The 25,797-nt window shown below is 59.9% G+C and carries 22 protein-coding genes, 1 tRNA gene and 1 pseudogene; 13 read left to right on the top strand and 11 right to left on the bottom strand.

All coding sequences use genetic code 11. The features are described 5' to 3' along the window. The first annotated feature begins 61 nt into the window (after nucleotides 1-61). Nucleotides 62-3,685, top strand: coding sequence for a calcium-binding protein (locus EOL43_RS06665; protein ID WP_133486808.1), 3,624 nt, complete (start codon nucleotides 62-64; stop codon nucleotides 3,683-3,685). A gap of 108 nt (nucleotides 3,686-3,793) precedes the next feature. Then, the gene (locus EOL43_RS06670; RefSeq protein WP_133486811.1) at nucleotides 3,794-4,615 is read left to right on the top strand and encodes a DUF2793 domain-containing protein; all 822 of its coding nucleotides are present in this window, start codon (nucleotides 3,794-3,796) and stop codon (nucleotides 4,613-4,615) included. Nucleotides 4,616-4,632: 17 nt separating this feature from the next. On the opposite strand, the gene EOL43_RS06675 is transcribed toward EOL43_RS06670, so the two are convergent. Continuing rightward, nucleotides 4,633-5,271, bottom strand: a complete 639-nt coding sequence (locus EOL43_RS06675) for a sugar transferase (protein WP_133486813.1) — start codon at nucleotides 5,269-5,271, stop codon at nucleotides 4,633-4,635. Nucleotides 5,272-5,318: 47 nt separating this feature from the next. Then, nucleotides 5,319-6,653, bottom strand: coding sequence for a UDP-glucose dehydrogenase family protein (locus EOL43_RS06680; protein WP_133486815.1), 1,335 nt, complete (start codon nucleotides 6,651-6,653; stop codon nucleotides 5,319-5,321). 172 nt (nucleotides 6,654-6,825) lie between these two features. Between EOL43_RS06680 and EOL43_RS06685 the strand changes: the two genes are divergently transcribed. Further along, a complete protein-coding gene (locus EOL43_RS06685; protein ID WP_133486817.1) occupies nucleotides 6,826-7,461 on the top strand; it encodes a CAP domain-containing protein in 636 nt (211 codons plus the stop codon). 158 nt (nucleotides 7,462-7,619) lie between these two features. Continuing rightward, nucleotides 7,620-7,829, top strand: coding sequence for a hypothetical protein (locus EOL43_RS06690; protein ID WP_133486819.1), 210 nt, complete (start codon nucleotides 7,620-7,622; stop codon nucleotides 7,827-7,829). A 330-nt stretch (nucleotides 7,830-8,159) separates the two neighbouring features. Here EOL43_RS06690 and EOL43_RS06695 read toward each other — a convergent pair whose 3' ends face one another. Next, nucleotides 8,160-8,900 (bottom strand): YjbF family lipoprotein, encoded by a 741-nt coding sequence (locus EOL43_RS06695; protein WP_133486820.1) that lies wholly within the window; start codon nucleotides 8,898-8,900, stop codon nucleotides 8,160-8,162. Between the two features lie 2 nt (nucleotides 8,901-8,902). Next, nucleotides 8,903-11,026: a YjbH domain-containing protein gene (locus tag EOL43_RS06700; protein ID WP_240686484.1), complete on the bottom strand. Its 2,124-nt coding sequence runs from the start codon at nucleotides 11,024-11,026 to the stop codon at nucleotides 8,903-8,905. Between the two features lie 215 nt (nucleotides 11,027-11,241). Between EOL43_RS06700 and EOL43_RS06705 the strand changes: the two genes are divergently transcribed. From EOL43_RS06705 to EOL43_RS06715, 3 genes are all read left to right on the top strand, one after another. Further along, nucleotides 11,242-12,399, top strand: a complete 1,158-nt coding sequence (locus EOL43_RS06705; protein WP_133486822.1) for an acyl-CoA dehydrogenase family protein — start codon at nucleotides 11,242-11,244, stop codon at nucleotides 12,397-12,399. 142 nt (nucleotides 12,400-12,541) lie between these two features. After that, complete coding sequence (locus EOL43_RS06710; protein ID WP_133486824.1) at nucleotides 12,542-13,639, top strand: CaiB/BaiF CoA transferase family protein; 1,098 nt, start codon at nucleotides 12,542-12,544, stop codon at nucleotides 13,637-13,639. A 102-nt stretch (nucleotides 13,640-13,741) separates the two neighbouring features. Next, nucleotides 13,742-13,818, top strand: a tRNA-Arg gene (locus tag EOL43_RS06715). 79 nt (nucleotides 13,819-13,897) lie between these two features. Here the strand turns inward: EOL43_RS06715 and EOL43_RS06720 are convergent. Further along, a complete protein-coding gene (locus tag EOL43_RS06720; RefSeq protein ID WP_133486826.1) occupies nucleotides 13,898-14,512 on the bottom strand; it encodes an NAD(P)H-dependent oxidoreductase in 615 nt (204 codons plus the stop codon). Between the two features lie 273 nt (nucleotides 14,513-14,785). On the opposite strand from EOL43_RS06720, the gene EOL43_RS15525 reads away from it, so the two are divergent. Continuing rightward, nucleotides 14,786-15,475: a thioesterase domain-containing protein gene (locus tag EOL43_RS15525; RefSeq protein ID WP_420867503.1), complete on the top strand. Its 690-nt coding sequence runs from the start codon at nucleotides 14,786-14,788 to the stop codon at nucleotides 15,473-15,475. On the opposite strand, the pseudogene EOL43_RS15635 reads toward EOL43_RS15525, so the two are convergent. The 3 genes and pseudogenes from EOL43_RS15635 to EOL43_RS06740 all read right to left on the bottom strand — a co-directional run. Then, nucleotides 15,408-15,581 (bottom strand): annotated as a pseudogene (locus tag EOL43_RS15635) (acyl carrier protein); the annotation flags it as partial. The gene EOL43_RS15525 and the pseudogene EOL43_RS15635 overlap by 68 nt on opposite strands. Further along, the gene (locus EOL43_RS06735) at nucleotides 15,571-17,037 is read right to left on the bottom strand and encodes an AMP-binding protein (protein ID WP_133486832.1); all 1,467 of its coding nucleotides are present in this window, start codon (nucleotides 17,035-17,037) and stop codon (nucleotides 15,571-15,573) included. The gene EOL43_RS06735 and the pseudogene EOL43_RS15635, both read right to left, overlap by 11 nt. Nucleotides 17,038-17,169: 132 nt before the next feature. Then, entirely contained in the window at nucleotides 17,170-17,898 is a 729-nt protein-coding gene (locus EOL43_RS06740) for a class I SAM-dependent methyltransferase (RefSeq protein WP_166636208.1), read from the bottom strand. Nucleotides 17,899-17,998: 100 nt separating this feature from the next. On the opposite strand from EOL43_RS06740, the gene EOL43_RS06745 reads away from it, so the two are divergent. From EOL43_RS06745 to EOL43_RS06755, 3 genes are all read left to right on the top strand, one after another. Continuing rightward, entirely contained in the window at nucleotides 17,999-18,895 is an 897-nt protein-coding gene (locus EOL43_RS06745) for a glucosamine kinase nucleotide-binding domain-containing protein (RefSeq protein ID WP_133486836.1), read from the top strand. Between the two features lie 7 nt (nucleotides 18,896-18,902). After that, nucleotides 18,903-20,042, top strand: a complete 1,140-nt coding sequence (gene nagA, locus EOL43_RS06750; RefSeq protein WP_133486838.1) for an N-acetylglucosamine-6-phosphate deacetylase — start codon at nucleotides 18,903-18,905, stop codon at nucleotides 20,040-20,042. Between the two features lie 83 nt (nucleotides 20,043-20,125). Further along, the gene (locus tag EOL43_RS06755) at nucleotides 20,126-21,406 is read left to right on the top strand and encodes a glycerate kinase type-2 family protein (protein ID WP_133486840.1); all 1,281 of its coding nucleotides are present in this window, start codon (nucleotides 20,126-20,128) and stop codon (nucleotides 21,404-21,406) included. Between the two features lie 3 nt (nucleotides 21,407-21,409). Here EOL43_RS06755 and EOL43_RS06760 read toward each other — a convergent pair whose 3' ends face one another. The 3 genes from EOL43_RS06760 to EOL43_RS06770 all read right to left on the bottom strand — a co-directional run bounded on the left by EOL43_RS06760 (nucleotide 21,410) and on the right by EOL43_RS06770 (nucleotide 24,443). Then, a complete protein-coding gene (locus EOL43_RS06760) occupies nucleotides 21,410-22,237 on the bottom strand; it encodes an alpha/beta fold hydrolase (protein ID WP_166636209.1) in 828 nt (275 codons plus the stop codon). A 5-nt stretch (nucleotides 22,238-22,242) separates the two neighbouring features. Beyond that, entirely contained in the window at nucleotides 22,243-23,868 is a 1,626-nt protein-coding gene (locus tag EOL43_RS06765) for a PHA/PHB synthase family protein (RefSeq protein WP_133486843.1), read from the bottom strand. A 65-nt stretch (nucleotides 23,869-23,933) separates the two neighbouring features. Further along, nucleotides 23,934-24,443 (bottom strand): MarR family winged helix-turn-helix transcriptional regulator, encoded by a 510-nt coding sequence (locus EOL43_RS06770; protein WP_133486845.1) that lies wholly within the window; start codon nucleotides 24,441-24,443, stop codon nucleotides 23,934-23,936. 120 nt (nucleotides 24,444-24,563) lie between these two features. Between EOL43_RS06770 and EOL43_RS06775 the strand changes: the two genes are divergently transcribed. Further along, on the top strand, nucleotides 24,564-25,163 hold the full coding sequence (locus EOL43_RS06775; protein ID WP_133486847.1) for a YceI family protein: 600 nt from the start codon (nucleotides 24,564-24,566) through the stop codon (nucleotides 25,161-25,163). 3 nt (nucleotides 25,164-25,166) lie between these two features. Next, complete coding sequence (locus EOL43_RS06780) at nucleotides 25,167-25,739, top strand: cytochrome b (protein WP_133486849.1); 573 nt, start codon at nucleotides 25,167-25,169, stop codon at nucleotides 25,737-25,739. Nucleotides 25,740-25,797 lie beyond the last annotated feature (58 nt).

Below are 25,797 nucleotides of genomic sequence, written 5' to 3' on the forward strand. Positions count from 1 at the left end.
GCCAACACACTCGAAGGGCGTTTTAAACGCGTGGGTGAGATCGAGGGTGGTTGGGGTGACCATGTTTAGTTTCGCTGGCACCTTGTCGGGTGCCAGTCAGTTATATGAATCAGGAATCACGGATCTGAAGATCGTCTGGCAGGGTGGCCAAGCGCATCTGGTGTCGATCAGTGCTTCCGCCAGCGGGTCCATGATCCATAGCATCGGCGCCGGTGGCGCGTTGACATTGACGGATCAGGTCTGGACAGGCGGGGGCGCGGTGTCGTCCTCGGTTCCCGTCCTCGAAACCGTCACACATCAAGGTGCAACCGTTTTGATGGCCTTCGGTCAAAGCGACTGGGACCTTGCCGGGCTGACACTTGAACCCGGCGCAACCTTGTCGGACCCAGCATCCTATCAATGGGGCCCGGACGGGGTGGGCATGCTGTCGGCACTGCACGCCACAACGATCAATGGCAGCACGCATATCTATGCCGCCAGCGTGACCGGTGCGGGCTTCTGCCACTACACGTTGGATGGCACCAATACGTTCGTATTGCAGGGGGATTTCAGCCAACCCGGATTTCAGGCGGAACCGGACCTGATTGACATCGAAACCGTCGATTTCGGCACACACAAGGTTCTGATCACGGCCTCGTCCTCGGGCGATGGTATTGCCAGCTATACGCTGGATGCCGTGGGCGCGCCGACGCTGGTGTCCGCGCATTCGGCCAGTACGGTGCTGCCGGTTGGCACGCCGACCAAGCTGGCCACTGGAATGGTCGGCGGTCAAAGCTTCGTCATCATGGCCAGCGCAGGCAGTTCGTCCTTGACTGTGTTCGAGGTCAACTCGGCTGGCACGTTGACCCCAACTGACCACGTCATCGACAATAAGTTCACGCGGTTTTCGGATGTGACCGAACTGGCAACGGTCGAGCATGACGGGCGCCTTTATGTCATCGCGGGTGGGTCTGACGACGGCTTGTCCCTGTTCACGGTGCTGCCCGACGGATCGCTGGTGCATTTGGACACCGTTTGGGACACGAACGCGACGGCGCTTCAGAACATCGCCGCCCTTGAGGCCACTGTAGTGAACGGACAGATCGTCGTCTTCGCAACCAGCGAGACCGAGGAAGGGATCACCCAATTTACGATCGACCCCGACCCGGCGGGCGTGACCCTGACCGGCGGGATCTCGGGCGACACGCTGACCGGCGGCGCCGACAGTGACATCATTCTGGGCGGCTATGGGGACGACACCTTGGCGGGCGCTGGGGGGAACGACATCCTCAGCGACGGCGCGGGGACGGACACGCTGACCGGCGGGGCGGGCGCGGATCTGTTCATCCTCTGTGGCGACGGCACGCTGGACACGGTCACGGACTTCGACCCCGCCGAAGACTCGTTGGATCTGAGCAGCTATCACATGCTGTACGATGCCAGCCAGCTTGACGTCACCTCGACCAGCTGGGGGGCCATCCTAACCTATCAGGACGAGGTTTTGCACGTCTATCGCGCGGGGGGCGGGGCACTGGACGCGTCGCATTTTCAGACCGCGGACACGCTGCTGCTGGACCGCCCACCAAACGGGTTCAACTATTTCCCCGAGACCGTGAGCGGCACTGCAGCCGATGACACGATCGAGGGCAATGCCGGTTTTGACACGCTCTATGGGCTGGCGGGAAACGACACGCTGATGTGGTCGGGCGGCGGCGACCTGTTTTACGGCGGCACCGGCGTCGACACCGTCAGCTACACGCAAGCGAACACAGGCGTTCTGGTCAATTTAACCACAGGCGCGGCGGATCTGGCCGCTTGGGGCGATCAGTTTGATTCCATTGAGAATCTGATTGGCTCTGACTTCGACGACGTGTTGGTCGGGGATGCCGGGAACAACGAACTGATCGGAGGCGCCGGGAACGACATCCTGTGCGGCGGCGATGGTCAGGACCGATTGGATGGGGGTGCAGGGATGGACAGCGTCAGCTTCGCCCTCAGCACGCAAGGAATAACAATTTCACTTTTACACGGAACCGGAGGTGACGGAGACATGCTGATTAGTATCGAAGGGGTAATTGGTAGCGACCACGCGGACGATATCACGGGTGACAATGGCGAAAACCAACTGGCCGGCGGCGATGGCGCAGACATCCTGCGCGGTTTGGATGGCAACGATGCGCTTGAAGGAAACGACGGCGACGACACGCTGTATGGCAATGACGGCGATGACACCCTGCAAGGGGGCGCTGGAGACGACACGCTGATTGGCGGTTATGGCAACGATACGCTTGAAGGCGGGAACGATGAGGACACGCTGGTTGGCGACCATGGAGATGACATTCTAGATGGCGGTGACGGTGACGACACGCTGATCGGCGGTGAAGGGGCAGATCAGTTCATCGGCGGCAATGGCTTTGACACAGTGGATTACTCGGCACTTGGGTCGGGATTGGTTCTGGACCTGCAAACCGGGATTCACTCTGGCTGGGCGACCGGGGATCAGTTCAACTCGATCGAGGCCATCATCGCGACGGATTTCAACGACGATCTGACAGGATCCGATGGCGCCGAAACGCTGTATGGCAACGGTGGGGACGACACGATCCGCGCCAATGGCGGCAATGACACCGTGCTGGGCGGTCAGGGGCATGACCAGATTTGGGGTGGCACCGGGCATGACGTCATCCAAGGCGGCGACGGAGACGACCAGCTTTATGGGGAAAATGGGGACGACCGGCTTATGGGCGGCAGAGGCGCCGATGCGCTGTATGGCGGTGGCGGCATCGATATCGCCGACTATAGCGATGTGACTGACGGGTTCGTCTTTAACTTCGCCACGGGTGAACGCACTGGCGCGGCGGCTTTGGACACGTTCGACTCGATCGAAGGGGTCGCCGGGGGCGCCGGGGCAGACACGCTGACGGGCGCTGCCAACGATGACATTCTGGAAGGCGGCGGCGGCAATGACCTGATCGATGGTGGCGCCGGGAACGACCGGTTGATCGGGGGCGATGGCAACGACCGCTTCCTTGCCGGGGACGGTGCCGATCTGTTCGATGGCTCGGCGGGGGTCGACACGATCGACATGCGCGCCAACGCGACCGCAGCCGAGGTCGATCTGACAGCTGGGACAGGCGCTGGCAGCATGGCCGGCGATCAGTTCTCGAACATCGAAAACCTGTTGGGCACATCGTATGACGACAGACTGATCGGAGATGGCGCTGACAACAGTTTCGAAGGACGCAAGGGGGCTGACGTACTGGCCGGAGCGGGCGGACGCGATAGTTTGCGCGGCGGCGGTGGAGCAGACCAGGTGAACGGAGGTGCTGGCAACGATAAGCTTTGGGGCAACAACGGCAGTGACAATCTGAGTGGCAGCGCCGGGCGCGACGTCCTGCGCGGTGGCAAAGGACACGATGTTCTGGACGGCGGGGCCGGGCGCGACGTGATGTATGGCGGCGCCGGACAGGATACGTTCATGTTCAACGATGGCAAAGATCGCATTCGCGACTTCGACAGCCAGCAAGATAAAATCATGTTCGGCAGCTCGCTGTGGGGTGGAGGCTCCAAGTCCGAGAAGAAGATCCTCAAATACGCTGAAATCAAAAACGGAAAAGCCGTGTTCGACTTTGGCGACGGCGACAAGCTGGTCATTGACGGGATCACCGACCTGTCGCAGCTCGAGGGCACGATCGACTTCTATTAATACGCAACACCCGGGCGTGGGCGCACAACGCAACGCACGCCCGGGTGCGCTCCCATTAAGCATTTTCGCCAATCACTTGGACGGAAACGACCTTTTTCGGAGAGCCCCATGAGCCAGTCACCTGTCCTGTCCCTGCCCCTGATCCAGCCATCTCAGGCGCAAAAGCATGTCACCCATAACGAGGCGCTTAGGGTTCTCGATGTGCTGGTCCAACTGACGGTTCAAAGCGCAGATGGCACTGCACCGCCCGTCTCTGCCGCAGAGGGTGACCGCCACATCGTCGCCAGCGGCGCAACCGGTGACTGGGCTGGGCAGGATCACAACATCGCCCTGCTGGAAAATGGCACATGGCAGTTTTTCGTACCGCTGGAAGGTTGGCGCGCAGATGTTCTGGCCACGGCCGAGACCGTGCGTTTCAACGGCAGCGCGTGGGGGGAAGTGACCCCTGACACCAATAATCTGGATCTGGTCGGCGTCAACACCAGCGCCGATACGACCAACCGGCTTGCCGTGTCTGCGGACGCAACGCTTTTGACCCATGCGGGCAGCTCGCATCAGTTGAAGGTCAACAAGGCCAGCGCCGCCGATACAGGATCATTGCTGTTTCAGGACAACTGGTCCGGTCGTGCGGAAATGGGACTGGCGGGGAATGACGACTTCTCGATCAAAACCAGCACTGATGGGTCCAGCTGGAACAGTGCGGTTGTCGCCACCGGCGGTGGGGACGTTGGAATCGGCAAGACCCCCGATGCCAAGCTGGACGTGGACGGCGTTATGAAGCTGACCCCAGTACTGACCGCCGATCTGCCCGCGGCGGCAACCATCGGCGCAGGCGGGATAGCCTTTGTGTCGGATGCGACCGGTGGTGCGCAGCTGGCCTATTGCGATGGCGCGGCGTGGCTGAAAGTGGCAGACGGCACGGCGCTGTAACCCACAGCGCCCTTTGATCACTGCCCGCGAATACGGGCGGCACGACGACCTGGCAGCGGCAGAAGTTTTGCCGCTGTCAGATACAGAACATACAGATCCAGCATCGGCGACTTGTTCCGGTGATAGATCATGTCCAGATGCGCCTTTCGCGGAATGCAGCGACGCACATAAACGTCTTCCGCTTCCTGCTGCGAATGACACTCGGCCAGCATCTTTTCCTCATGCGAATGAAAAATGATCGAGGCCAGCCCTGTGATACCGGGGCGGTCCAGCAGCACCTGCTGATAGATCTCGGGGCAGGTGGCGACATAACGTGGCTCGGGCGGGCGTGGGCCGACAAAGCTCATCTCGCCTTTCAGCACGTTCCACAGCTGCGGCAGTTCATCCAGGCGGTGGTTGCGAAGGTACCGACCCAGCTTGGTGATTCGACCCTTCTTGTGCCCCCCGGTGATGCCCACATTTTCATGCGCGGGCACGGTCCGCATGGTGCGGATCTTCATCAGGTCGAATTCCTGATCAAACGCCGTGTTCCGGCGCGAACGGTAGATGAACGGGCGTCCGTCCTTAGCAAGCACGATGACATAAAGAACCACCAGCGCGGGAATCACCGGCACCAGCAGCACAAGTGCCAACACGATGTCTAAAAACCGTTTCAACCTTTGCCCGTTCCTTGCCTGCCGCCCCCCAGATCTGGAAGGTTGCCTCAGTCATGCCACTCTCCGGTGCCGAACCCGCGACGCCCAACGGCACAATAGGCCGAGAACCCCGCACGCTTCGCATCCGATGGCGAATAGATGTTGCGCAGATCGGCCATGGCTGCTGTGTTCATGCATCCGGCCAGACGTTTTAAGTCCAGTGCACGGAACTCGTTCCATTCGGTCAGAAGCACAACCGCATCCGCATTCTCGGCAGCCTTATACGCATCTTCGAACCAATGTGCACCCGGCAAAAGTGCTTCGCCCTCGGCAAGACCTTGAGGGTCCACTACGCGCACGGTAGCCCCGCCGCCGATCAGAGCCGGAACAATGGTCAGGCTGGGGGCGTCGCGCATGTCGTCAGTGTTGGGTTTGAAGGTGACACCAAGGACGGCAATTGTCTTTCCCGAAACTCCACCGCCACACATATCGACGACCTTGTCGATCATCCGGCGCTTGGTCTCGTCGTTCACGCCGATCACGGTTTCGGTGATTTGCATCGCCATCCCGTTTTCCTGCCCGATGCGGGCCAGCGCCTTGGTGTCTTTCGGGAAGCAGCTTCCGCCATAGCCGGGACCGGCGTGCAGAAACTTGTTGCCGATGCGCCCATCCAGACCGATGCCCTTCGACACTTGCTTTACATCCGCATCCACACGTTCGCAGAGCGCAGCGATCTCATTCATGAAGGTGATCTTGGCAGCCAAGAAGGCATTGGCGGCGTATTTGATCATCTCGGCGCTTTCCAGATCGGTGGTCACAATCGGGAAATCGCGCAGGAAGAGCGGGCGATAGATCTCGGCCATGACCTGTGCAGCGCGGTCACTTTCGACGCCGACCACCACGCGATCGGGCCGCATGAAGTCATCAATCGCAGCGCCTTCGCGCAAGAACTCGGGGTTCGAGGCCACGTCGAAATCTAGATCGGGATTGGCCTTCGCGATCACCTCGGCGACGCGACGGTTTGTGCCAACGGGCACGGTCGATTTGGTGACGACCACTGCGTAATGATCAAGCGAATCAGCAATTTCTTCGGCCGCCGCAAAAACATAGGTCAGGTCTGCATGGCCATCTCCGCGACGGGTGGGCGTGCCGACAGCAATAAATACGGCTTCGGCCCCGGTGACCGCCTCTTTCAGGTTTTCAGTGAAGGTCAAACGCCCGGCTTGGACGTTTTTTGCCATCAAGCTTTCCAGCCCCGGCTCGTAAATCGGAACCTTGCCCGCTTCGAGCATCTGAATCTTGCGCGGATCTTTGTCGACGCAAACGACTTCATGTCCAAAATCAGAAAAACAAACCCCCGATACAAGCCCAACATAGCCCGTTCCAATCATCGCGATTTTCATCGGTCATAACTCTCATATAATTAAATAAACTGTATAAAATTGGTGCGGGAAACACTGCTGCAAGTCAATGGAGAGCGCCATATAATTGCCAACAAATGGCCTCGCATTCCTCAATTACTTATTCAACAATCACGTGTAGGATCCGTCATTACCACTCAGATCGGAGACAGAAATGTTGCGCACCTTGCTGCCCGTCCTCTTCGCTGCATGCCTTGCAGTGTTCCTGACACCTGCCGAAGCGCAGGCCAAATGTTCGGTCCAGCGGGTCGCGGGCGAGGAAAAATCCATATCCTACAAACGGTTGAACCAAGCCTTGCTGGACGCTGCGATCTTGGCGCAAGTGATCTATTACCGGTGTAAACACGGCCTGTCGAAGCTGGCTCCGGCCAGTGGTTTGCGCAAGCAAGCCAGCAAACACTCGATGTGGATGGCGAAGTCCGGAAAGCTTAGCCACAAGGCCTCAAGCGGGTCCAGCCGCAACCTAAAAGGGCGCCTTAAGGGGTCGGGATTGAAGTTTAAAACGGGGGCCGAGAACATCGGCGTCATGCGTTTTTACAATGTCGATGGACGCCGTTTTCTGATTCGCTCGTCTGGACAATGCGTATTCACAACACCTTCGGGCCAACGCATTGGGCCGCACAGCTATCGCAGTCTGGCCCAGTTGGCCGTGCGCGAATGGATGGAGTCGCCGAGCCACCGTAAGAACATTTTACATCGCAAACTGCGCCATACCGGTGCAGGAGCAGGGATTCGCCCCAACTCGCAGCATTGTGGTGCGGTTTTCCTTACCCAGATATTTCTGGGCTGATATTCGGGTATTGCATCGGTGCCACATCGGCTAAACTTTGCCATCATATGGGGATCAACCTGAAGATCAGACTTCCAATGCCGTCTCTTGTATGCGAAACAAAATGGGACGGCTCGCTAAAGTAGTGGTGCCCGCTTATTAATTATGGAGTATGAAACATGAAAAATGTCATGACCCTCGCCGCAGCCGGCATGATCGCCCTGACCGCACCTGCTTTTGCTGGTGGCTACAGCGATCCGGTTGTTGAAGACGAAATCGTAGTAGTAGAAGAAGCTGCAAGCTCGCTGGGCAACACCGGTGCTGCTCTGCTGGGCCTGGCCCTGGTTGCTGGCATCATCGCTGCTTCGGACTCGTCGTCGGAAGAATAATATCGGCTGCTTCGCAAGAAGCTTTCGATTGAAACGGCAAGCCTTCGGGCTTGCCGTTTTTCGTTTGAGGGTCCGCGCGATTCTATTAAGGCGCGAATCACCCGGGTTGGATTGCGCCACGCACATCGCGAACTCTTTGGAGGAAAAATCTTCTTGGACCATTCCGATCAAAATGATCAGAACGTCGCCCAGCCGCGTTGACGGCGCTCTCACCCCCATGAGACTCGGGAAATTGGCAACCAAAGGCGACCTGTCTTAGAGGGCAATGAAGTAGCTGAGAGAGACTGCGCCCGCACCTATGCGCGCACGCCGTTCACAGCCCCGGTTCGATTACAGGCGCAGGTTCTGAATGGCCAAGCTGCCGATCCGCTGACCGACCCACTGGCTGGATTTCAGCACGCGCCCCTTACCATCAACCCAATAGATGTTGGTGAAAGAAATCTCGTCTTTGCGACAGGTTTCCTTCAGGATAGCCGCGGCCTCATCGATGTTACCCACAACCACCTTCTCGGTCCCACTGCGCCGCAACGCGCAGTTCAGGCGCAGCTCTGTCGTCTGGCCCAAGTCACCCAGATAGTAGTGCACGCGCGTGTAATCCGCGTCATTCCGGGACGTGATCGCCGAAACCGCCGCATCGATGCGCGAAGACATCAGGTCTTCCCCCAAGCCGCGTGTGTTGGTCATCACGCCACGATTATAGGTGATCCCCTGCCCCGGCGCGCTGCCCCACGTCACGTGATCACCATTGCGGCCCACAGGGTTCATCGCCAGCACAGCATTGGTGTCAAGACGAACCACAATGGCAATCGGACCATCCGTGGCTGCCAGAGCCTTGGCAACCAATACATTGGGGTCAGCCGGGGCTGCGGACTGCCCAGTGGCCGCTTTCGCGTCGGACTTGCCTTTGCCCACTTTCGAGGTCAGCTTGCCGCTTGCTTGCTTCAGAAAATCGCCCGTCACTTTAGACAGCTCGATTTCCTGCGCATCCGACCCACATGCTGTCAGACCGACAACAGCGCACAGCGCAAAACCTGCCGCACGCAGCGGTTGTGTCAGATGAAATCCCAGCATGGTTACCTCCAGAATTTGCCCCAACGGCCCGCATACGCATCGCCGTGGCCATCCTCGACCCAATCGAACAAGCGACCATCGACCTGCAGGCGCGCGCCGCCGTCTCGCTCAAGCGAACGCAGCTGGGCAGAGGATTCACTTTTCGACGGGGTTCCCAGCGCCCATTCGAACGGGATCGAAATACGGATGCCCTTGTCAAACGAGCCTTCGCCGAAATCTTCGGCCGACACGTTGGTCTTGGTGAAATAACCACCGACTTTCCAGCCATTGGCAAAGGTCCGGTCAACCGAGAAGGTCGCACCATAATCCCCAGCCAGATAGCGGCCGGCGTCCACGCGGGTCGAGAAGCCGTTGCCGAAATCGTAGTAAGCCGAGACATGCCCGGTCACGACATCATAGTCGCGGAAGCCGAAAAGCTGGTCATAGTCACGCTGTTTGACCCAGGCGACCTCGGCCCCGATGGCCAGCGGGCTGTCCACGGGTTTCCACAAAAGTTCGGCCGAAACGCCGCCAAACATCTTCTCCAGATACCCGACAGTCACGCGGCTATAGAGGTTTTTGCCCGGACGTTCATACCACGATGCCGTCAGATGTTCGATCGCAGGGTCACCCTGCTGTGCGTAAAGCGCGCCGTCGGTGCGCACATGGGGCAGGACCGACGTATTAAGGTATGTGTCATCGTCCAGGTTGCCAAAGATGCTTTTCTGAACCGCGCCCGACAGGATGATGTTCGGCGTCAGCTCGTACTTCGCGCTGAAGCGCAGGCCGAAATCGCCGCGAACCGGGCTGGACGGGTCAAAAAAGCTGAGTGCCAAATAGGGGGCCAGCGCCCAGGTGAACCGCGTGTCGTGGTTCGGCAGATCCGAGTTTCTCAGTGCGCTCGGCGCAGCCTCGTCAATGGTAACGCGCTGATACATGTCGATGGCCGGAGCATGCTCCAACCGTTCAATATCGCTACGGCGCATGGTCACCGTCGACAGCGGAATGCCATTTTGCGTGACCGTGATTTCGAAGGACTCGACCGAGGCCGGCAGGGCGTGGGTCAGAATACGCGCGGTGCGCCCGATGGCTTGCGGTTGCGAGTTATAGCGCTTGTTGTCGATCTTCAACTCGGCCCGCGTGGCGGTCAGCGCCAGCGCTTTCAGGCGAATGCCTTCCTTGCCAAGTGCGTCCGAGACAACCCGCTGGATGTCGGCGTGATCTTCAGGTGTGGACACCCAATCGGTGCTCCACGCCACCGAATCCGCACGCGACGGGCGCGGCTTGACGGGCAAAGGTGCCTTTTCATTCCCCGACCGCGCCTGCGGTTTGCGGGGGTTCAGGCGAATGGTCAGCCCGGCGCCGAACATGCTGCCTGCAACGTAAGATGCGTTCAGGTGGAAGGCGGGTGACACCTCGTAATCGATGCCGAAGTTGAAGGGCGAGTTATATTCCAGCGTGCCGCGACGCTCTTCCACGGTGAACGCATCAGACGAATATTCTGCCTTGAAGGTCAGCTTGTCGTTCACCTTGTAGCTGAGGCCGGCAAACGGGGCGAAGTCACCGCGGAACCACTGGCTGAAGTTCAGGGTTCCGCCCTTGCCTGCATCCCAATCCGGACGGGGACCACCGATATTGCCAATGGGATTGTGCGAGGCCAGACGCCCCCATCCCAGACCACCGTGTACGCGCAGCTTGTCGCCAATGCTTTTCGTCGCGACAACATATTCGCTGGAATAGATCCCGGTGCCGATAAAGTCGCGGATGCCGACCGAGACCGCCGGCAAGTATTTCGATTCATTCAGAATGCGGTACTGCAAGTCAAAGCTGCGGTCGAAGAAGTCCTGACCGCGCAATGGACCACTGGCCCAGAAATTATCAAGCTTCGTATAGCGGAAGCTGCCGGACAGACGGGGCAGGATCTGGAAGGTCAGTGTACCGTTCGCGTTTGGACCAAACTGCGAATAGGAAAACGCCAGTTCGCTGTCGGCAGCGACCTCGGCCGTGGGCATCAGGATCAGACCCGGTGTGCCGAACAGCGTATAGCTTGTGGTCTCGGTTCCGAGCTGCGCCTGAGCAGGCGTTGCCGCCGTGGCCAGCAGGCCAAGCGCTGCGTACTTGATGTAATCCACCCGTGCAGTAGTCACCGCAGTCTCCGTCTAACGTCTTTTTTCCAATCTCAATACGTGATCCGCGCGACTAACGCACGCAAAACATACCCGCCCCAGCGGTTTGTGGGGGAATGTCGCGCAATTGCACAAGTTCCCTCGCGTCGGCTTAGCGCGTGTAACGTCACGTTACCAGTCCGATTGCAGCGTCCGCGGCCTATAGTTTGAAAAACAACGTTAAATCGGAGCCCACCATGAGCCTCTTTTCGCCCTCGGCCAGCTGGATCAGCGACGAACATCGCATGTTTGCAGACATGACCAACCGCTTCTTTGCGGACGAGCTTTCCCCCAACATCGAACGATGGGTCGATCAGGGCATCGTCGACCGCGAGTTTTGGCACACAGCCGGCCAAGCCGGGATCATGGGCGGTGCGATTCCCGAGGAGCATGGCGGCGCGGGTGGCGACATGGGATTCGAGAGCGTCGTGATCTATGAACAGACCCGCACCGGGGATTGCGGCTGGGGCTATGGCATTCAATCGATCGTCACCCACTACATCACCGCCTATGGCACCGACGAACAGAAGGCGCGCTGGCTGCCGGGTCTTGCCTCGGGCGAGATCGTGGGCGCGATTGCGATGACCGAACCGGGCACGGGATCGGACCTTCAGGCCGTGAAAACGCGGGCCGAGAAGGACGGCAACCAGTACAAGATCAACGGATCGAAGATTTTCATCACCAACGGTCAGGCCGCCGATCTGGTCATCACCGTCTGCAAGACGGATCCAAGCGCGGGCGGAAAAGGTGTGTCTCTGATCGTGGTCGAACCCGACCAGTGCGAGGGCTTCCAGCGTGGTAAGAACCTGAAAAAGCTGGGCATGAAAGCCAATGACACGTCCGAGCTGTTCTATGAAGACGTGAAGGTGCCGCTGACCAATCTGCTGGGCGCGGAAGAGGGTCAGGGCTTTTATCAACTGATGAAGCAGCTTCCGTGGGAGCGCCTGCTGATCGCCATCCAAGCGCTTGGTGCCATTGACTTCGCGATCGAGCAGACCGTGGCCTATACACAGGAACGCAAGGCCTTTGGCCAGCGCGTGATGGACTTCCAGAATACCCGCTTCAAGCTGGCCGAATGCAAAACCAAGGCCGAGGTTCTGCGCAGTTTCGTCAACGATTGCATCGCTCAGCTGATCGCGGGGACGCTAGATGCGCCCACCGCCTCGATGGCGAAATATTGGGGCACCGAGGTCCAGAACGAGATTATGCACGAGTGTCTGCAGTTGTTCGGCGGCTATGGCTATATGATGGAGTACCCCATTGCGCGGCTCTATTCGGATGCGCGGGTGCAGATGATCTATGGCGGCACGAACGAGATCATGAAGGAATTGATCGCACGGTCGATTGACGTGTAAGCACAGGGCGCCCGCCGCTTTGCGCCGGGCGCGCTTTCGGTGGCTCACGCTGTGAGCCTGAAGGGGCTCTGCCCCTCGCCCGTGCCGGGCTCACCCCGGGATATTTGAGCCAAGGAAATGCAGTCATGCGGAGGAGCAGGGCATGAGCACAGGGAAACCTCTTTCAGGGTTAAAGGTTGTTGAAATTCAAGGGCTTGGCCCCACCCCCTTTGCGGCCATGTGGCTGGCGGATATGGGGGCGGATGTGGTGCGCATTCAGCGTCCGAACTTGAAGGCGCTGATCCCGCAAAAGGTAGATGTGCTGAACCGCGGGCGCGGCTTTGTAGAACTGGATCTGAAGTCAGACGCCGACCGCGCGGTCGCGCATGATCTGATCAATCGTGCCGACATGCTGATCGAAGGGATGCGCCCCGGCGTGATGGAGCGTCTGGGACTGGGCCCGGATGATTTTCCGGACAACCCCGCGCTGGTTTATGGCCGTATGACGGGTTGGGGCCAAAGCGGTCCGTTGGCCCATGCGGCGGGGCATGACATCAACTATATCGCCATCTCGGGCGCGCTGCATGCGATTGGCGGGGATCATCCGGTGCCACCCTTGAACCTGTTGGGCGACTTTGGTGGCGGCGGCATGTATCTGGTGGCTGGCATGTTGGCCGCGCTGCATGCGGCAAAGACCACCGGGCGTGGGCAGGTGGTGGATGCGGCCATCACCGATGGAACTGCACATCTGATGGCGATGATCTATTCGCTTTACGGGTCGGGCATCTGGGCCGATCAGCGCGAGGCCAACTTGCTGGACGGTGGCGCGCCCTTCTACGCGGTTTATGAATGTGCTTGTGGCGGGCACATGACTGTGGGCGCGTTGGAAGCCAAGTTCTATGCCGAGTTCCTTGACTTGATGGGACTAGCGGATGCCGGTCTACCAGCCCAGCACGACGTTGAGGGATGGCCCAGACTGCGTGCCGCCTTTGCCAAGCGTTTCAAGGAAAAGACCCGTGATGCATGGGCCGAGCTTTTGGAAGGCACAGATGCCTGCTGCGCCCCTGTCCTGTCGATGACCGAGGCCCCCAGCCATCCCCACAACGCAGCCCGCGGCAGCTTTGCCACGATTGACGGGGTGGCGCAGCCAAGCCCCGCCCCGCAGATGTCCGGCAGCGCTCTGCGCGCTGAAGCCGGAGAGGAACAGCGCCCGCAAGACGTCGCCGTGGTTCTGTCCCGCTGGGCAGGGTCAGCAAAATAAGGGGCCGCGCGAAGGCGGGATGCGCTTCTGCGAAAAAGTCGAAAAACTTCGACTTTCGCCCTTGCAAACCCCCGGCGGTCCAGTTACATCCCCGCCTACCGCGCTCTGGTAGCTCAGCTGGATAGAGTACTTGACTACGAATCAAGGGGTCGGGGGTTCGAATCCTCCCCAGAGCGCCATTTTCCATCTCCAGCTTATCCGCTTCATTCCGACAGACAGACTGCGTCTGCTGTCCATGATGTTTGCACGCGGTTTCGGTCAGGCCAACAAGGCGCGCATCTTGGTGCGGACCTTGCGCAGATGCGCTGCGCGACTGGAAGGCGTGGATTTGTCCATTGCATAATGCGCCACGAAGCTGGTTTTACACCGCACAGCCAACAGCGCCCGCACGCCACGTAGGAACGTGTTTTTGCCGGGGGATCCCATCATATGGGTCAGCGCAAGGCTGGCTCCGCAGGTTGTGAAGACCCCCAGCCGGGTGACATGCGCCAGCCCGCGCGGGATCGTGTCGCTGTCCCCAAGTGTCGGATCAAACGCCACGCCGGGTAGCAGGCAGCGCTCTAGCCAGCCTTTCAGCATCGCGGGCGGACCATAGCACCATGTGGGATAGATAAAGATCAGGGCATTGCACCACAGAATGTCCGCGACATCATCCTCGAGCCCAAGGCGATTGCGCCCGGTGTCCAGATAATTGTGCAGCTCTTCCCGACCCATCACCGGGTTGAAATCGCGCGCATAGAGGTCGTTGACGCGGACCTCGGCCCCGGCCTGATCAATCGCCTCGAGCACCGCGTCTTTCACTGACGCGTTGAAGCTTTCAGGGGATGGGTGGCAAAACACGATCAACACCCGTGTCTTGGTTTCAATGGTCATGGGTCATCCTTGGAAAGCACGTAAATAATTGAACACCATACCCCTGCACGACAACGTGGCCTCCGGCAAGCCCAAGCGCGAAACTCTCCCAGAACCAGCGCCAGATACGACAGTTTGTCGCCCTTGGGTTGAGTCTTTTCCTGACCGCTTGGTTGGAATCGTTAGATGCCATAAAGAGCAGGTATGGAATTTGCTGATTTGCAGAAATCGTTGAACGCATTGTCAAAGCTGACCCGGCATTGGCCCGGCGAGCCGCTTGATGATCGCGGCGTCATGCGCATTCTGAATTCGGCAGGCACCCGCCCCCCCATCATCTGGGTGTTCAATGCAGCCCACGAGCCCCGGCAGTTGGCGCGCGCGCTTGGGCCCAAGCAGCCGCTTATCGCGCTTAGATCACTGAACCAAATCCAGCGCGCCTCGTCTGATCGATATGACAACGCCGAGCGATTGGCGGCCTATTATGCGGATCAGCTTGCGCAAGCCCTTCCCAAAAAGGTGCCACTGGTCGGAGGCAATTGCCAAGGCGCGCCCATCGCGCTGTGGATCTCAAATGCGCTGCGTGATCGTGGGTGCGATGTGGGATGCGCCGCTGTGATCGATGCCCGCCCCTGGGTCGAAACCCAACTGCCCCTGCTTTTGAACTTCGGCGTCGATTGGAAAGAAGATACCTTCTTCGATGGCATCGCCCCGGATCCAATCGAGGTGAACAAACGTTTCTATGCTGACTGGCGACAGGCCCGGTTGCGCTGTACGCATGGGCAATATTTTGATCCCGAGCATGTCGACCATCTGGCCACCACGCTAACGCGCTTCATGCGGCAGGAAGGGTGCTGGCAAGAAACTCTGCAATCTCGTCTGGCGAGGACGCTTCGAACAAAAGCGAAGGGTGTATTTCACCGGACAGGTGCTGTGCGAGTGCGAGACAGAATTCTTGCGCCTTCAAAGAATCGCCTCCCAAATTGAAGAAGTCTTCTTCGGGCGTGATCTCTTGCCCCGGAAAACAAGCCTGAAACGCTGCCAGGATAATCGGCATCAAACTGTCGGGGGTATGGGGCGCATCAGAGGTCATGGTATCTTTCAGGCTCTTGTAAATAGTGTTGTTTTAAGGATTGGATGGCTATCTTCATCGCGGATCCGCGCGGAAGGCTTGGATATAGGCGGATATAATCGGGCCGGATCTCTGCCAGCATCTGAGACCTGAGGCGGGTGGCAATGTCTGACTGATGGGCCGGGTCGCCTTCGATGGCCGCGACCACGATGTCTTCGCCCTCCATGTCGCTGGGCACAGCAAAGACGCAGCAATCGGACACGGCCTCCATCCCCCGAATGCGCTCGGCCACGTCCAAGGCGGTGAAGGTGACGCTGTTGCGGCAAAACCGTTCAGTATCGCGTCCGGTGATGTACAAAAGCCCTTCATCCGACACATACCTATGATCGCCGGGGCGGAAGGTCTCGCCCGCTTTGGTGACCACAAGCGCGCCCGGGATGTTGGCGGGTTGTTCGGTGCCATGATCGTCTACCGTAACGACACTCACACCCGTCAGTACGCGCCCAGCCGAGGTCGGATGCCGCGCGATATCGTTGCCGTACAGACGCGAGACGACGCCCGCTTCCGAGAAGGAATAGGTGGTGCTGATCCGGTCCGACAACAGCCGCTGCACGTCCAGCAGAACCTGTCCAGTCAGCGGGCCGCCAATGCTCTGCAGCTTGGCCAATCCGGGATAGCGCGGCCCCGCTGGCCGTGCGTCCAAAGACCCGACATAGTCGACCAGCCGCCTCAAAATCACTGGCGCAAGCGTGGCCTCTTCCGCCAAGGGGTGGCGCAGGGCCGCATCCAACTGCGCGGGTGTAAAGAACAGCGGTACACCAATGATCGCACGACCCAGAAAGGCGTTTCGGAACCACAGGTAACGTGTGCCGGCAAAGGCTAGGTTCATGCAGGACACGATATTGCCCTGCGTGACATAGCTGCTTGGACGGCAGCGCTGCTCGGTCATGTCGAACAGGGTCTGTTGGCTGATCGGTTTCAGCTTTGGCAGCGCCGTCGTACCCGAGCTTTGGCGGAAGTCGACGATAGCATCCGGGTCATTGGGAAAACGGAGTGTGGAGATGTCATCGGACGGCGCCAGATCGCGCGGAAGTTGCGTACACCCGTCCAGCGCCGCCAGCCCCTTGAAGTCGCTGAAAATCACCGAGACCCCGGCCGTTTTTGCCACATGCGACCGCTCGGCTTTCGAAATCCGATAGTCCAGCACCAAGGGCGCCGCGCGCAGGGACCACAGGGCAAACTTCGCAGCAAAACTGCGCAGCTGATCTGTGTTGGCAAGGCCCACCACCATGCCCGGCGCAATCCCCTGTTCTAAGAAGAAGGCCCGAAGGCCCGCCGCCTGACGCAAGAAGCTATATCGCGAAACGTGGTGATCCCCTTGGATGAAGAAAGGGGCATCGGGATCGGCCATGGCATGGGACAGAAACACGTCCGCCACAGAGTTCGCCATTTCCAATGTCGCCGTTCCCACCTGCATGGCTTCCTTTAGTCAACTACCTGCCCTACGCCGCGAAAGCTGCGACCAAGGACGTCCACCCACTCAATCAAAAAGTGAAAATTGGATCCAATTCAGAATGGTGCATATTTGCCAGACACCCCCTTGGGTTGTCTAGTGTTTTTCCCACTCCATCGTCATGACCGAGGGCAAATTCATATAGGCCCAGACATCAGCCGAGGATCCTGATGTCGGGCGCGGTTCATCAAAGCGTGTCAGCGTCAAACCAGCCGCCAGAAACGCCTGCATATAGGCCGACAGTGGGCGGTGCCAATTGCGGGTGTGCAGATCGCCCCACCGGAAATCATACTGCCGTGGCTTCAGGTAGTTCGAGATCACGTTCAGCTTCTGCCCGGTCTGCTCACAGGTCCTTGGCTTGCTGGCAAAACTGGCGGTGGCAAAGCTTGTCCGTTCGATGATCAGGACCTGCCCGCCGGGTTTCACAACCCGCGCCATCTGGGAGATCGCCGCCTGAAGGTCGTTCACATTACCCAGAACCATCACGCTATAGACCAGATCAAAGCTGTCATCCGCGAAGGGCAAATCTTCCGAGAACCCTGTGACATAGGTGCCCGCAGGATCGCGCCTCTTCGCGGCGTCCACCAATGCCTCTACCGGATCCAGACCCGTCACATCGCACCCAAGGTCCTGCAGTTTGCGACAATAGCGACCTTCGCCGCATCCGACCTCCAGCGCCGATGTTGGGGCCAGCGCCCTGATGCGCGCATCGAACACGGGATCAATTACGCGTTGGCGCTGAAAATGGTCGGGACCATCCATATTCTTGATCCAGCTTTCCGCGGCACTGGCCCAGCCATTCTCATCTGGATGTCGATCCGACATGACGCCCCTCTCTTTCCAAGTCAGAGGTATAGGGACTCGCCGCCGGCAAGCAAGTCCGGCAAGCTTTGATCGTGTTCCAAGCTGCGTTATAGGTGACGCTATGAACGATCTTCCCTCACAGCATTCCGCGCCAGTGATCGCCATTGACGGGGGCGGCACACGGTGTCGCCTTGCCCTGACAAGCAATGGGGCGCCGGTGGTGGTCGAGGTGGGATCGGTGAATGTTACCAGCGACTTCGACGCGGCCATCGACCAGCTGTCGCGCGGAGTGCACAAGCTGGCCACACAGGCGGGCCGGCGCGTTGAGGATCTGGCGACTGTCCCCACCTATGCCGGGCTGGCGGGTGTCATGGACACCGCGATGGGCCGCAAAGTCGCAGCGGCGCTGCCCCAGAAACACATCCGGGTCGAGGATGACCGCCACGCCGCCCTGCGCGGTGCTTTGGGTGCCACCGATGGCGTCATGGCGCATTGTGGAACCGGCTCTTTCATAGCGGCGCAGGTTGCGGGCAAGTCCCGCTTCGTGGGCGGCTGGGGGGCTGTTTTGGGCGATCCCGCCTCGGCGCAATGGGTCGGGCGGCGAGCGCTGACCCTGACCTTGGACGTAGTGGACGGGTTACGCGCGCCCTCTGCGCTTTCAGAGCACATGCTAAAGGCGTTCACGAACTCTGCCGGCATTGTCGCCTTCGCAGCCCAAGCCCGCCCCGCCGATTTCGGCGCACTGGCGCCCGCCGTGACCCAGTTGGCCAGCGACAAGGACAGTATGGCCACGCAGATCTTGACCGAAGCCGCCCAATCGATCGCAGACCTGCTGCCGCAGCTCGGTTGGACCCCGGGCATGGCGCTGTGTCTGACCGGCGGGATCGGCCCGCTCTATGCGCCTTATCTGCCTGGGGACATCGCGGCGCATATCTCTGCCCCACTGGGCGCGCCGCTCTCTGGTGCGATCGCGTTGGCGCAATCCTATCGCGACGCATTGGAAAATGGCGCAGGGTAGAAACAGTATGACCACAGACACCACCACCTTTCGCAACGGGCGCATTTTCGACGGCACCACCCTGCATGACGCCCACGCCCTTTGCGTCACCACCGGGCGCGTCACTGCGTTCGGACCAGACGCTCAGATCGCCGACCAAGGGCAGGTTGTCGATCTAAAGGGCGACATCCTTTCGCCCGGGTTCGTCGATCTGCAGGTCAATGGCGGAGACGGGATCCTGCTGAACGACGATCCTTCGGTGGAAACGCTCACGCGGATGGCGCAAGCGCATCGCCGCTTGGGGGTAGCGCAGCTTCTGCCCACACTCATCACCGACACGCCCGAGAACACCCGCGCCGCGATTGCCGCAGCGACTGACGCGATCCAGACCGGCGTCCCGGGCATTGCTGGCCTGCATCTGGAAGGCCCGCACCTGTCCATCACCCGCAAAGGGGCGCATGACGGGGAACTGATCCGTCCGATGACGCCCGAGGACCTGCAGATCCTGCTGGACGCCGCCAGCGCCCTGCCCGTCCTGAAGGTGACCGTCGCGCCCGAAACCGTGACCGAGGCGCAGGTCCAAACCCTTTCCCGCGCGGGGGTGTTGGTGTCTCTTGGCCACACAGATGCCGATTACGACACCTGCTTGCGCTACTTTGAAGCCGGGGCGCGCTGCGTCACGCATCTGTTCAACGCGATGAGCCAACTGGGCAGCCGTGCGCCGGGGCTCGTCGGGGCTGCCTTGGGCACAGGCGCGGTCAGCGCAGGGCTGATCGCGGATGCAGTGCATGTGCACCCTCAGACCATGCGCGCCGCGTGGGCGGCCAAAGCCCAACCCGGAGAAATCTTTCTGGTCAGCGACGCGATGGCCGTCGCGGGGTCCGATGCCACGTCCTTCGACCTGAATGGCCGCACCATCACGCGAAAGAACGGCATTCTGACCTTGGCGGACGGCACCTTGGCCGGGGCGGATTTGGACCTGACCACGGCGATCAAAACATTGGTGGAACAGGTCGGGGTTTCGCTTTCGGACGCGCTACGCGCGGCAACAACTGTTCCTGCCAAGCTGATCGGCGCACCCGTGCCAGATGTGACCCGCGACGGCACCTCGACCTCGGACATGATCCGCATATCAGCCGACCTCAGCGGCGTTGCGTTTCTAAACTGAGGGCGTGCCCCGTTCGGCCCTTGCCCCACCGCGTCAGATCTGAATAATAGCGCTAAAATTTTCCATGCGCGCTCGAGACCCACATGACACAGCACAGCACAGATGCGCTTCGCCGCGCGGCACGTCAGATCTTTACCAAAGCGGTCGAGGCCGCCGACCCTGCGCTGGCCGTCCGCAAGGCGCTTGGCCAGTCACCGTTTCCGACACCCGGACCAAGCGGGAAAAGCTATGTCGTCAGCATCGGCAAAGCCGCCCCCGCCATGATGCGCGAGGCATTGCAGCACATTGACGGTCCGCGCCAGGCCTTGATCGTCACCCATCCCGAGAACCAGGAAACGGTCGAGGGTGCAACCCTTCTGCACGGCGCACATCCAGTGCCAAACCAGAACAGTCTGGCCGCAGGACAAGCAGTGAAAGAGCTGCTGTCGCAAGCCGGAGCAGAGGACCAAGTGATCGCCCTGATCTCGGGCGGGGGGTCGGCGCTGATGGCGCTGCCTGCGGATGGGATCTCGATCGAAGACAAAGGGAAGGTCAGCGCGCTGCTGCTGGGCGCGGGCATCGACATCACCCAGATGAACCTTGTGCGCCAACAGCTGAGCCAGTTGAAGGGCGGCGGCATGCTGGCCGTCGCAAGCCCCGCGCCGGTGACCGCCTATATCCTGTCAGACGTGATTGGAGATGACCTGCGCGCCATCGCCAGCGGCCCAACCGTGGCCCCCATCGGCACGCGGAAAGACGCCCGTGCGATCTGCGAGGAAGCAAGCGTTTGGTCAGATCTTCCCACGTCGGTCCAAGCGCATCTGGCGCAGTCCGACTCGGCTGACGACCTGCCGCAAACCGCCCAGAACCATCTGATCGGATCGAACGGCCACAGCCTGCGCGCAGCCAAGGTCGAAGCGCAAAGCATCGGCGCAGTGCAGATCGTTTCGGACATGCTAACCGGGGACGTGCAGGACGCGGCAAACACCCTTTTGGACGCGGCCGAGGCTGCGCCCGTTGGCACCTTATCTGTCATTCTGGCGGGGGGCGAAACCACCGTCCAGCTGACCGGGACGGGTCGTGGCGGTCGCAATCAAGAACTCGCGCTTCATGTGGCGACAGGCGTCGCCGCGCGCGGATTGCAGGGCGATTGGGTATTCCTGAGTGGCGGCACGGATGGGCGTGATGGACCCACGGACGCGGCAGGCGGCATCGTGGATGCAGACAGCTTGCACCGGATGCGCACCGCCGGAGCGGACCCCGCAGCGCTTTTGTTGAACAACGACAGCTACGCCGCGCTTGCGGCCTCGGATGATCTGCTGATGACTGGCGCTACGGGCACCAATGTGGCCGACATCCAGTGTTTCCTGATCGCCAAACCCTAAGGGTCAGTCCTTCCCCAAGAAACTCGTGATCTCGGCCCCGACGTCCTCGCGCTGGGTGTACATCAGCAGGTGACCTGCGGGGTACACGTGCAGACTGGCGTTCGGCAGCATGTTCGACAGCAAGATCTGATTGGTGATCGGGATCAGCCCATCATACTTCCCGGCAATCACCAGCGCCGGCTGGGTCAGCGTGCGTAGCCACGGCAGGCTGGTCCAGCCACACATCGCCCTCACCTGCGAGAAGTAGCCTTCCGGGCTGGGGCGAATGGCGTGCTTTGCGTACTCGCGGAACTCGCCGGGGGCGAAGATTGCTTCGCCGCCATACATCCACGGGCCGATAAAGTTGCCATAGGCCTTGCTGGTGAAGCGTAGCGGGAACATGATTTCGGACAGCGCGATGGGGGTGCCCCACCAGCTGCCGATCCCACCTGCCGAGGTGATTGCCAGCACCAGTTTCGCTACACGATCCGGCACCGTATGGGCGATCTGCTGCGCCAAGGCACCGCCCCACGAGATGCCGAGGATATCGAAATCCTCGATCCCGATCTGGTCCAACACCCGCAGCGTAAAATCCGCATAATCCGGAATGGTCGAGATCCCGTCGATCATGTGCGACCGCCCCGTGCCGGGCATGTCGATGGCGATCAGGCAGCGGTCATTGATTTCGTCCAGCAAGGGCAGAAGCACCTCGATCGACTGGGCAAGGCCGTTGCAGACCAAAAGCGGCGGCAGGTCCGAATTCACGACACGGTGGAGGTAGCGGATCTTCGCGCCGTCGACCTCGACCATGTGAAATTCGGATTTGTCGATGGTGTTGATCGCCTCTTGCACGCCCATCAATCCTTGCCCTCAAGCACATAGGTGCCGGGGGCGTCGGCTAGACGTTTGTACTTGCGGTTGCCCAGCGTTTTCGCCGGTGCGCCACGTTCGGCGGGATTGTTTTTGTCCAGCCACTCCAACCAATGAGGCCACCAGCTGCCTTCGGTCAGCGCGGCGCTTTCTTGCCAGCCTTCTGCACCGGAGCCATCCGAGCCATCTGCCCAGAACTTGCGGCGGGTTTTGGCAGGGTGGTTGATCACCGTGCCCGAAACATGGCCGCCGGTGGTCAGCACGAACTCGGTCGGGCCGGACACCAATTCGGTCGCGGTGTACGAGGATTTCCACGGCACGATATGGTCGCCATCCGCCGCCAGGAAATAGCACGGCACATCAATGTTGCGCGTATCCACGGGCGTCCCGCACAGGGTCAGCGCACCCGGCTCTTTCAGCTTGTTCGCCATATACATCTCTTCCACGAAGAAGCTGTACCACTTGGCCGGAAGGTTCTGCGTGTCCGAGTTCCAATACAGCACGTCGAACGGCGCGGGCGATTTACCCATCAGATAGTTCGACACCACGAAGCCCCAGATGCTTTCGTTCACGTGCAGCATCGCCATGGCGTTTGCGATGTCTCGACCGGGGGCCACCCCTTCGGATTGCAGACGCTGGTTATAAACCTCGACCTGCGGCTCGTCGATGAACACTTTCAACTGACCCGGATCGGCAAAGTCGATCATCGAGGACAGGAAGGTTGCGGTGCCAAGCTTGGACTTCAGATCGTCCGGCATGACGGCCAAAGCCGCGACCAGCATGGTGCCGCCATTGCACCAGCCCATGATGTCCACCGCGTCCGACTTCGACACTTCCGATGTCACGCGCAGCGCTTCGAAAATCCCGTCCGAGATATACTCGTCCCACCCCAGATCGCCCAGTTCGGCACTGGGGTTGCGCCACGCCATCATGTAAACGCTCTGCCCTTGTTCCAGCAGATACCGCACCATGGATTTCTTTTCGTTCAAATCGAAGATGTAGAACTTGTTCACGCAGGGCGGCACAATCAGGATCGGCGCCTTGCGGGTCTTTGCGGCCATCGGCTTGTACTGGATCAGCTCGATCAGCTCGTTGCGATAGATGACCGATCCGGGCGTGGTGCCAAGGTTCTTGCCCACATCAAACGCGTCTTCATCAGTGGTGCTGATATAGCCCTTTTCCAGATCTTCCATCACGTTCTGGAAGCCGTCGATCAGGCTTTGCCCACCGGTTTCCTGCGCCAGCTTCTGCGCTTCGGGATTGGTGGCCAGGAAGTTCGAGGGCGACATGTTGTCGGCGGCAACGCGGGCGTAAAAGCTTAGCTTGTCCTGTTCCTGTTGCGACAGCCCGGCCTTGTCGGCCATGTCCACCATCGCCTTTGCGGTCAGCTCATAGGAATGGCGCAACAGCGGGAAGACGCCTTCGTTCCACGCATCCCCCTTGAAACGATGATCCTTCGACGGCTCGATCCCTTCGCCCGCTTTCAGCGCGGTGATCATCCACAGCTTGGCCATGTCTTTCTGATAGGACATCCACGTTTCCGCCCAAGCGCCAAAGGGATTGTCCCCGGACTTGTTCATGTCTTCCAGCAGTTTGAAAAAGTCTTTGTTCATGACGCGCGCCTTCTGATTCCGGTTTCTCGCGTTGCACTATTCCAACGAAATGCTTCACGAGTTTTTCAACACGGACCTTTAGGCGGGTTTATGGCTGTTTCTCGTGCATTTTTCAGCTTGCCCTGAAGCTTCTCGTCTTGATCGGGAATCATTGACGCCAGCCCCTCGATCAATCCCGCAAGATGTTCAGCAGGCACCTTGTCTTCGATTTCAGACAGCATCAGACCACCATAGACCTTCCACATCTGGGCGCGCAGCGCTTTGCCTTCTTCCGTGATCCGCAGCTCGCGCCCGCGCCGGTCGGTTGCTGCGGGGCATTGTGTCACCAGCCCGTCATCCACCATGCGCTTGATGGTGCGCGACAGGTTGGGTTGGTCGAATAGGGATTGGCGCTCCAACTCGTTCTGGCGCATCCCCTCTTCCGCGCGCTCCAGCGCCCACAAGATGTCATACCACGCGGCCGAAGGAAGATGCGCGCGCTTCAGTTCCGCCTCGAAGGTTTGCGTGACCCGTTTATGGGCAATGTTCAGAAGCACCCAGATCGCGGTGGTCTGGCTATTCGGTTTTCTATCCATCTCACATTCCCGTTACCGGCAGATTTGCCGTCTTCCCCTACGCGCTCACATTAGATACATGCACATGCATCTATTATTTCATCCCACGTTGTCCTGCAACATGACAAAGGAGCCGACACAATGAAACCTCTTCTGACCGCCGCCGCCCTTGGGTTGGGCCTTGCTGCCGCCGGAACCGCCACCGCCGAGATCTATAAGTTCGACCCCGGCCACACCGAAATCCGCTTTTATTATAACCACGCCGGTCTGTCGGAACAGTCGGGCCAGTGGAAAGTGATCGGCGGCGAAGTTGACTTCGACCCCGCGAATGTCGCCGCCACCAAAGTCACCGTGACCGTTGACCCGGCCAGCGTCGACACCGGTGTCGGCCCGCTGGATGACCACCTGAAAAGCGCCGACTTCTTTGATGTCGAGAACTTCCCCGAAATCACCTTCACCTCGACCGGGGTCGAGCAGACCTCGGACAACACCATCACGCTGGTGGGGGATCTGACCATCAAGGACAACACCAAGCCGGTCACCATGAACTTTACCCTGAACCACAACGGCCCGCACCCGCTGGGCGATTTCTTTGACTACTACAAAGGCGAATGGATCGGCGTTCAGGGCACCGGCGACATGCTGCGCTCGGACTTTGGCGTGGGCATGTTCGCGCCTGTGACGTCCGACGAAGTGCGTCTGGAAATCTCGGCCGAGCTGCGCGCGGGCGGCTGGGAATAAGCCATGCGGCTTACCAACACGACACAAAGCTGGGGGGCGCTGGCGCGCCTCCTGCATTGGGCGATTGCTGTGATCATCCTGTATCAATTGGGGATGGGCGTCTGGATGACGAAATTCGTCACGGACGCCTTGGCCCAGTTCCCGCTGATCCAGACCCATAAAAGCTGGGGTTTCGTGGTATTCGCCTTGGCCGTGATCCGCGTGATCTGGCGGCTGCTTAATCGCAACGCGCCAGACCTGCCCGACCACATGCCGCCGCTGGAAAAGCTGGCGGCAAAGCTGGGGCATCTGGGACTTTACGCGCTGATGTTCATCATGCCGCTGTCAGGATGGCTGATGGCCTCGGCCTCGCCCTTGCAGGATCGGTTCGGCGTGAAGAACAAGGTGTTTGACTGGTTCGAGATGTACGACCCGTTCGTCCCCGGAAGCCAAGCTCTGACGGATCTCTTCGCGCAGGTGCATTTCCTGTCCGCGATTGCCCTTGGCCTGCTTTTGCTGGGTCACGCGGGGGCTGCGATCTGGCACCACGTCCATCACAAGGACGACGTGCTGAAACGCATGACGTGGGGAAAGTGACCTACCCCACATAAAAAGGCCCGGCGCAGTGCCGGGCCTTTTCGTTTTCAAGCAGCGG

It is taken from the genome of Aliiroseovarius marinus, from assembly GCF_004360145.1.
GTDB lineage: Bacteria > Pseudomonadota > Alphaproteobacteria > Rhodobacterales > Rhodobacteraceae > Aliiroseovarius > Aliiroseovarius marinus.

Coding starts and splice junctions, on each gene's coding strand:
- EOL43_RS06665 (WP_133486808.1), top strand. CDS start 62: ATGTTTAGTTTCGCTGGCACCTTGTCGGGTGCCAGTCAGTTATATGAA.
- EOL43_RS15525 (WP_420867503.1), top strand. CDS start 14,786: ATGCGCATTCTGAATTCGGCAGGCACCCGCCCCCCCATCATCTGGGTG.
- EOL43_RS06685 (WP_133486817.1), top strand. CDS start 6,826: ATGTTGCGCACCTTGCTGCCCGTCCTCTTCGCTGCATGCCTTGCAGTG.
- EOL43_RS06755 (WP_133486840.1), top strand. CDS start 20,126: ATGACACAGCACAGCACAGATGCGCTTCGCCGCGCGGCACGTCAGATC.
- EOL43_RS06780 (WP_133486849.1), top strand. CDS start 25,167: ATGCGGCTTACCAACACGACACAAAGCTGGGGGGCGCTGGCGCGCCTC.
- EOL43_RS06775 (WP_133486847.1), top strand. CDS start 24,564: ATGAAACCTCTTCTGACCGCCGCCGCCCTTGGGTTGGGCCTTGCTGCC.
- EOL43_RS06770 (WP_133486845.1), bottom strand. CDS start 24,443: ATGGATAGAAAACCGAATAGCCAGACCACCGCGATCTGGGTGCTTCTG.
- EOL43_RS06695 (WP_133486820.1), bottom strand. CDS start 8,900: ATGCTGGGATTTCATCTGACACAACCGCTGCGTGCGGCAGGTTTTGCG.
- EOL43_RS06670 (WP_133486811.1), top strand. CDS start 3,794: ATGAGCCAGTCACCTGTCCTGTCCCTGCCCCTGATCCAGCCATCTCAG.
- nagA (WP_133486838.1), top strand. CDS start 18,903: ATGACCACAGACACCACCACCTTTCGCAACGGGCGCATTTTCGACGGC.
- EOL43_RS06735 (WP_133486832.1), bottom strand. CDS start 17,037: ATGCAGGTGGGAACGGCGACATTGGAAATGGCGAACTCTGTGGCGGAC.
- EOL43_RS06690 (WP_133486819.1), top strand. CDS start 7,620: ATGAAAAATGTCATGACCCTCGCCGCAGCCGGCATGATCGCCCTGACC.
- EOL43_RS06745 (WP_133486836.1), top strand. CDS start 17,999: ATGAACGATCTTCCCTCACAGCATTCCGCGCCAGTGATCGCCATTGAC.
- EOL43_RS06720 (WP_133486826.1), bottom strand. CDS start 14,512: ATGACCATTGAAACCAAGACACGGGTGTTGATCGTGTTTTGCCACCCA.
- EOL43_RS06710 (WP_133486824.1), top strand. CDS start 12,542: ATGAGCACAGGGAAACCTCTTTCAGGGTTAAAGGTTGTTGAAATTCAA.
- EOL43_RS06740 (WP_166636208.1), bottom strand. CDS start 17,898: ATGTCGGATCGACATCCAGATGAGAATGGCTGGGCCAGTGCCGCGGAA.
- EOL43_RS06765 (WP_133486843.1), bottom strand. CDS start 23,868: ATGAACAAAGACTTTTTCAAACTGCTGGAAGACATGAACAAGTCCGGG.
- EOL43_RS06705 (WP_133486822.1), top strand. CDS start 11,242: ATGAGCCTCTTTTCGCCCTCGGCCAGCTGGATCAGCGACGAACATCGC.
- EOL43_RS06680 (WP_133486815.1), bottom strand. CDS start 6,653: ATGAAAATCGCGATGATTGGAACGGGCTATGTTGGGCTTGTATCGGGG.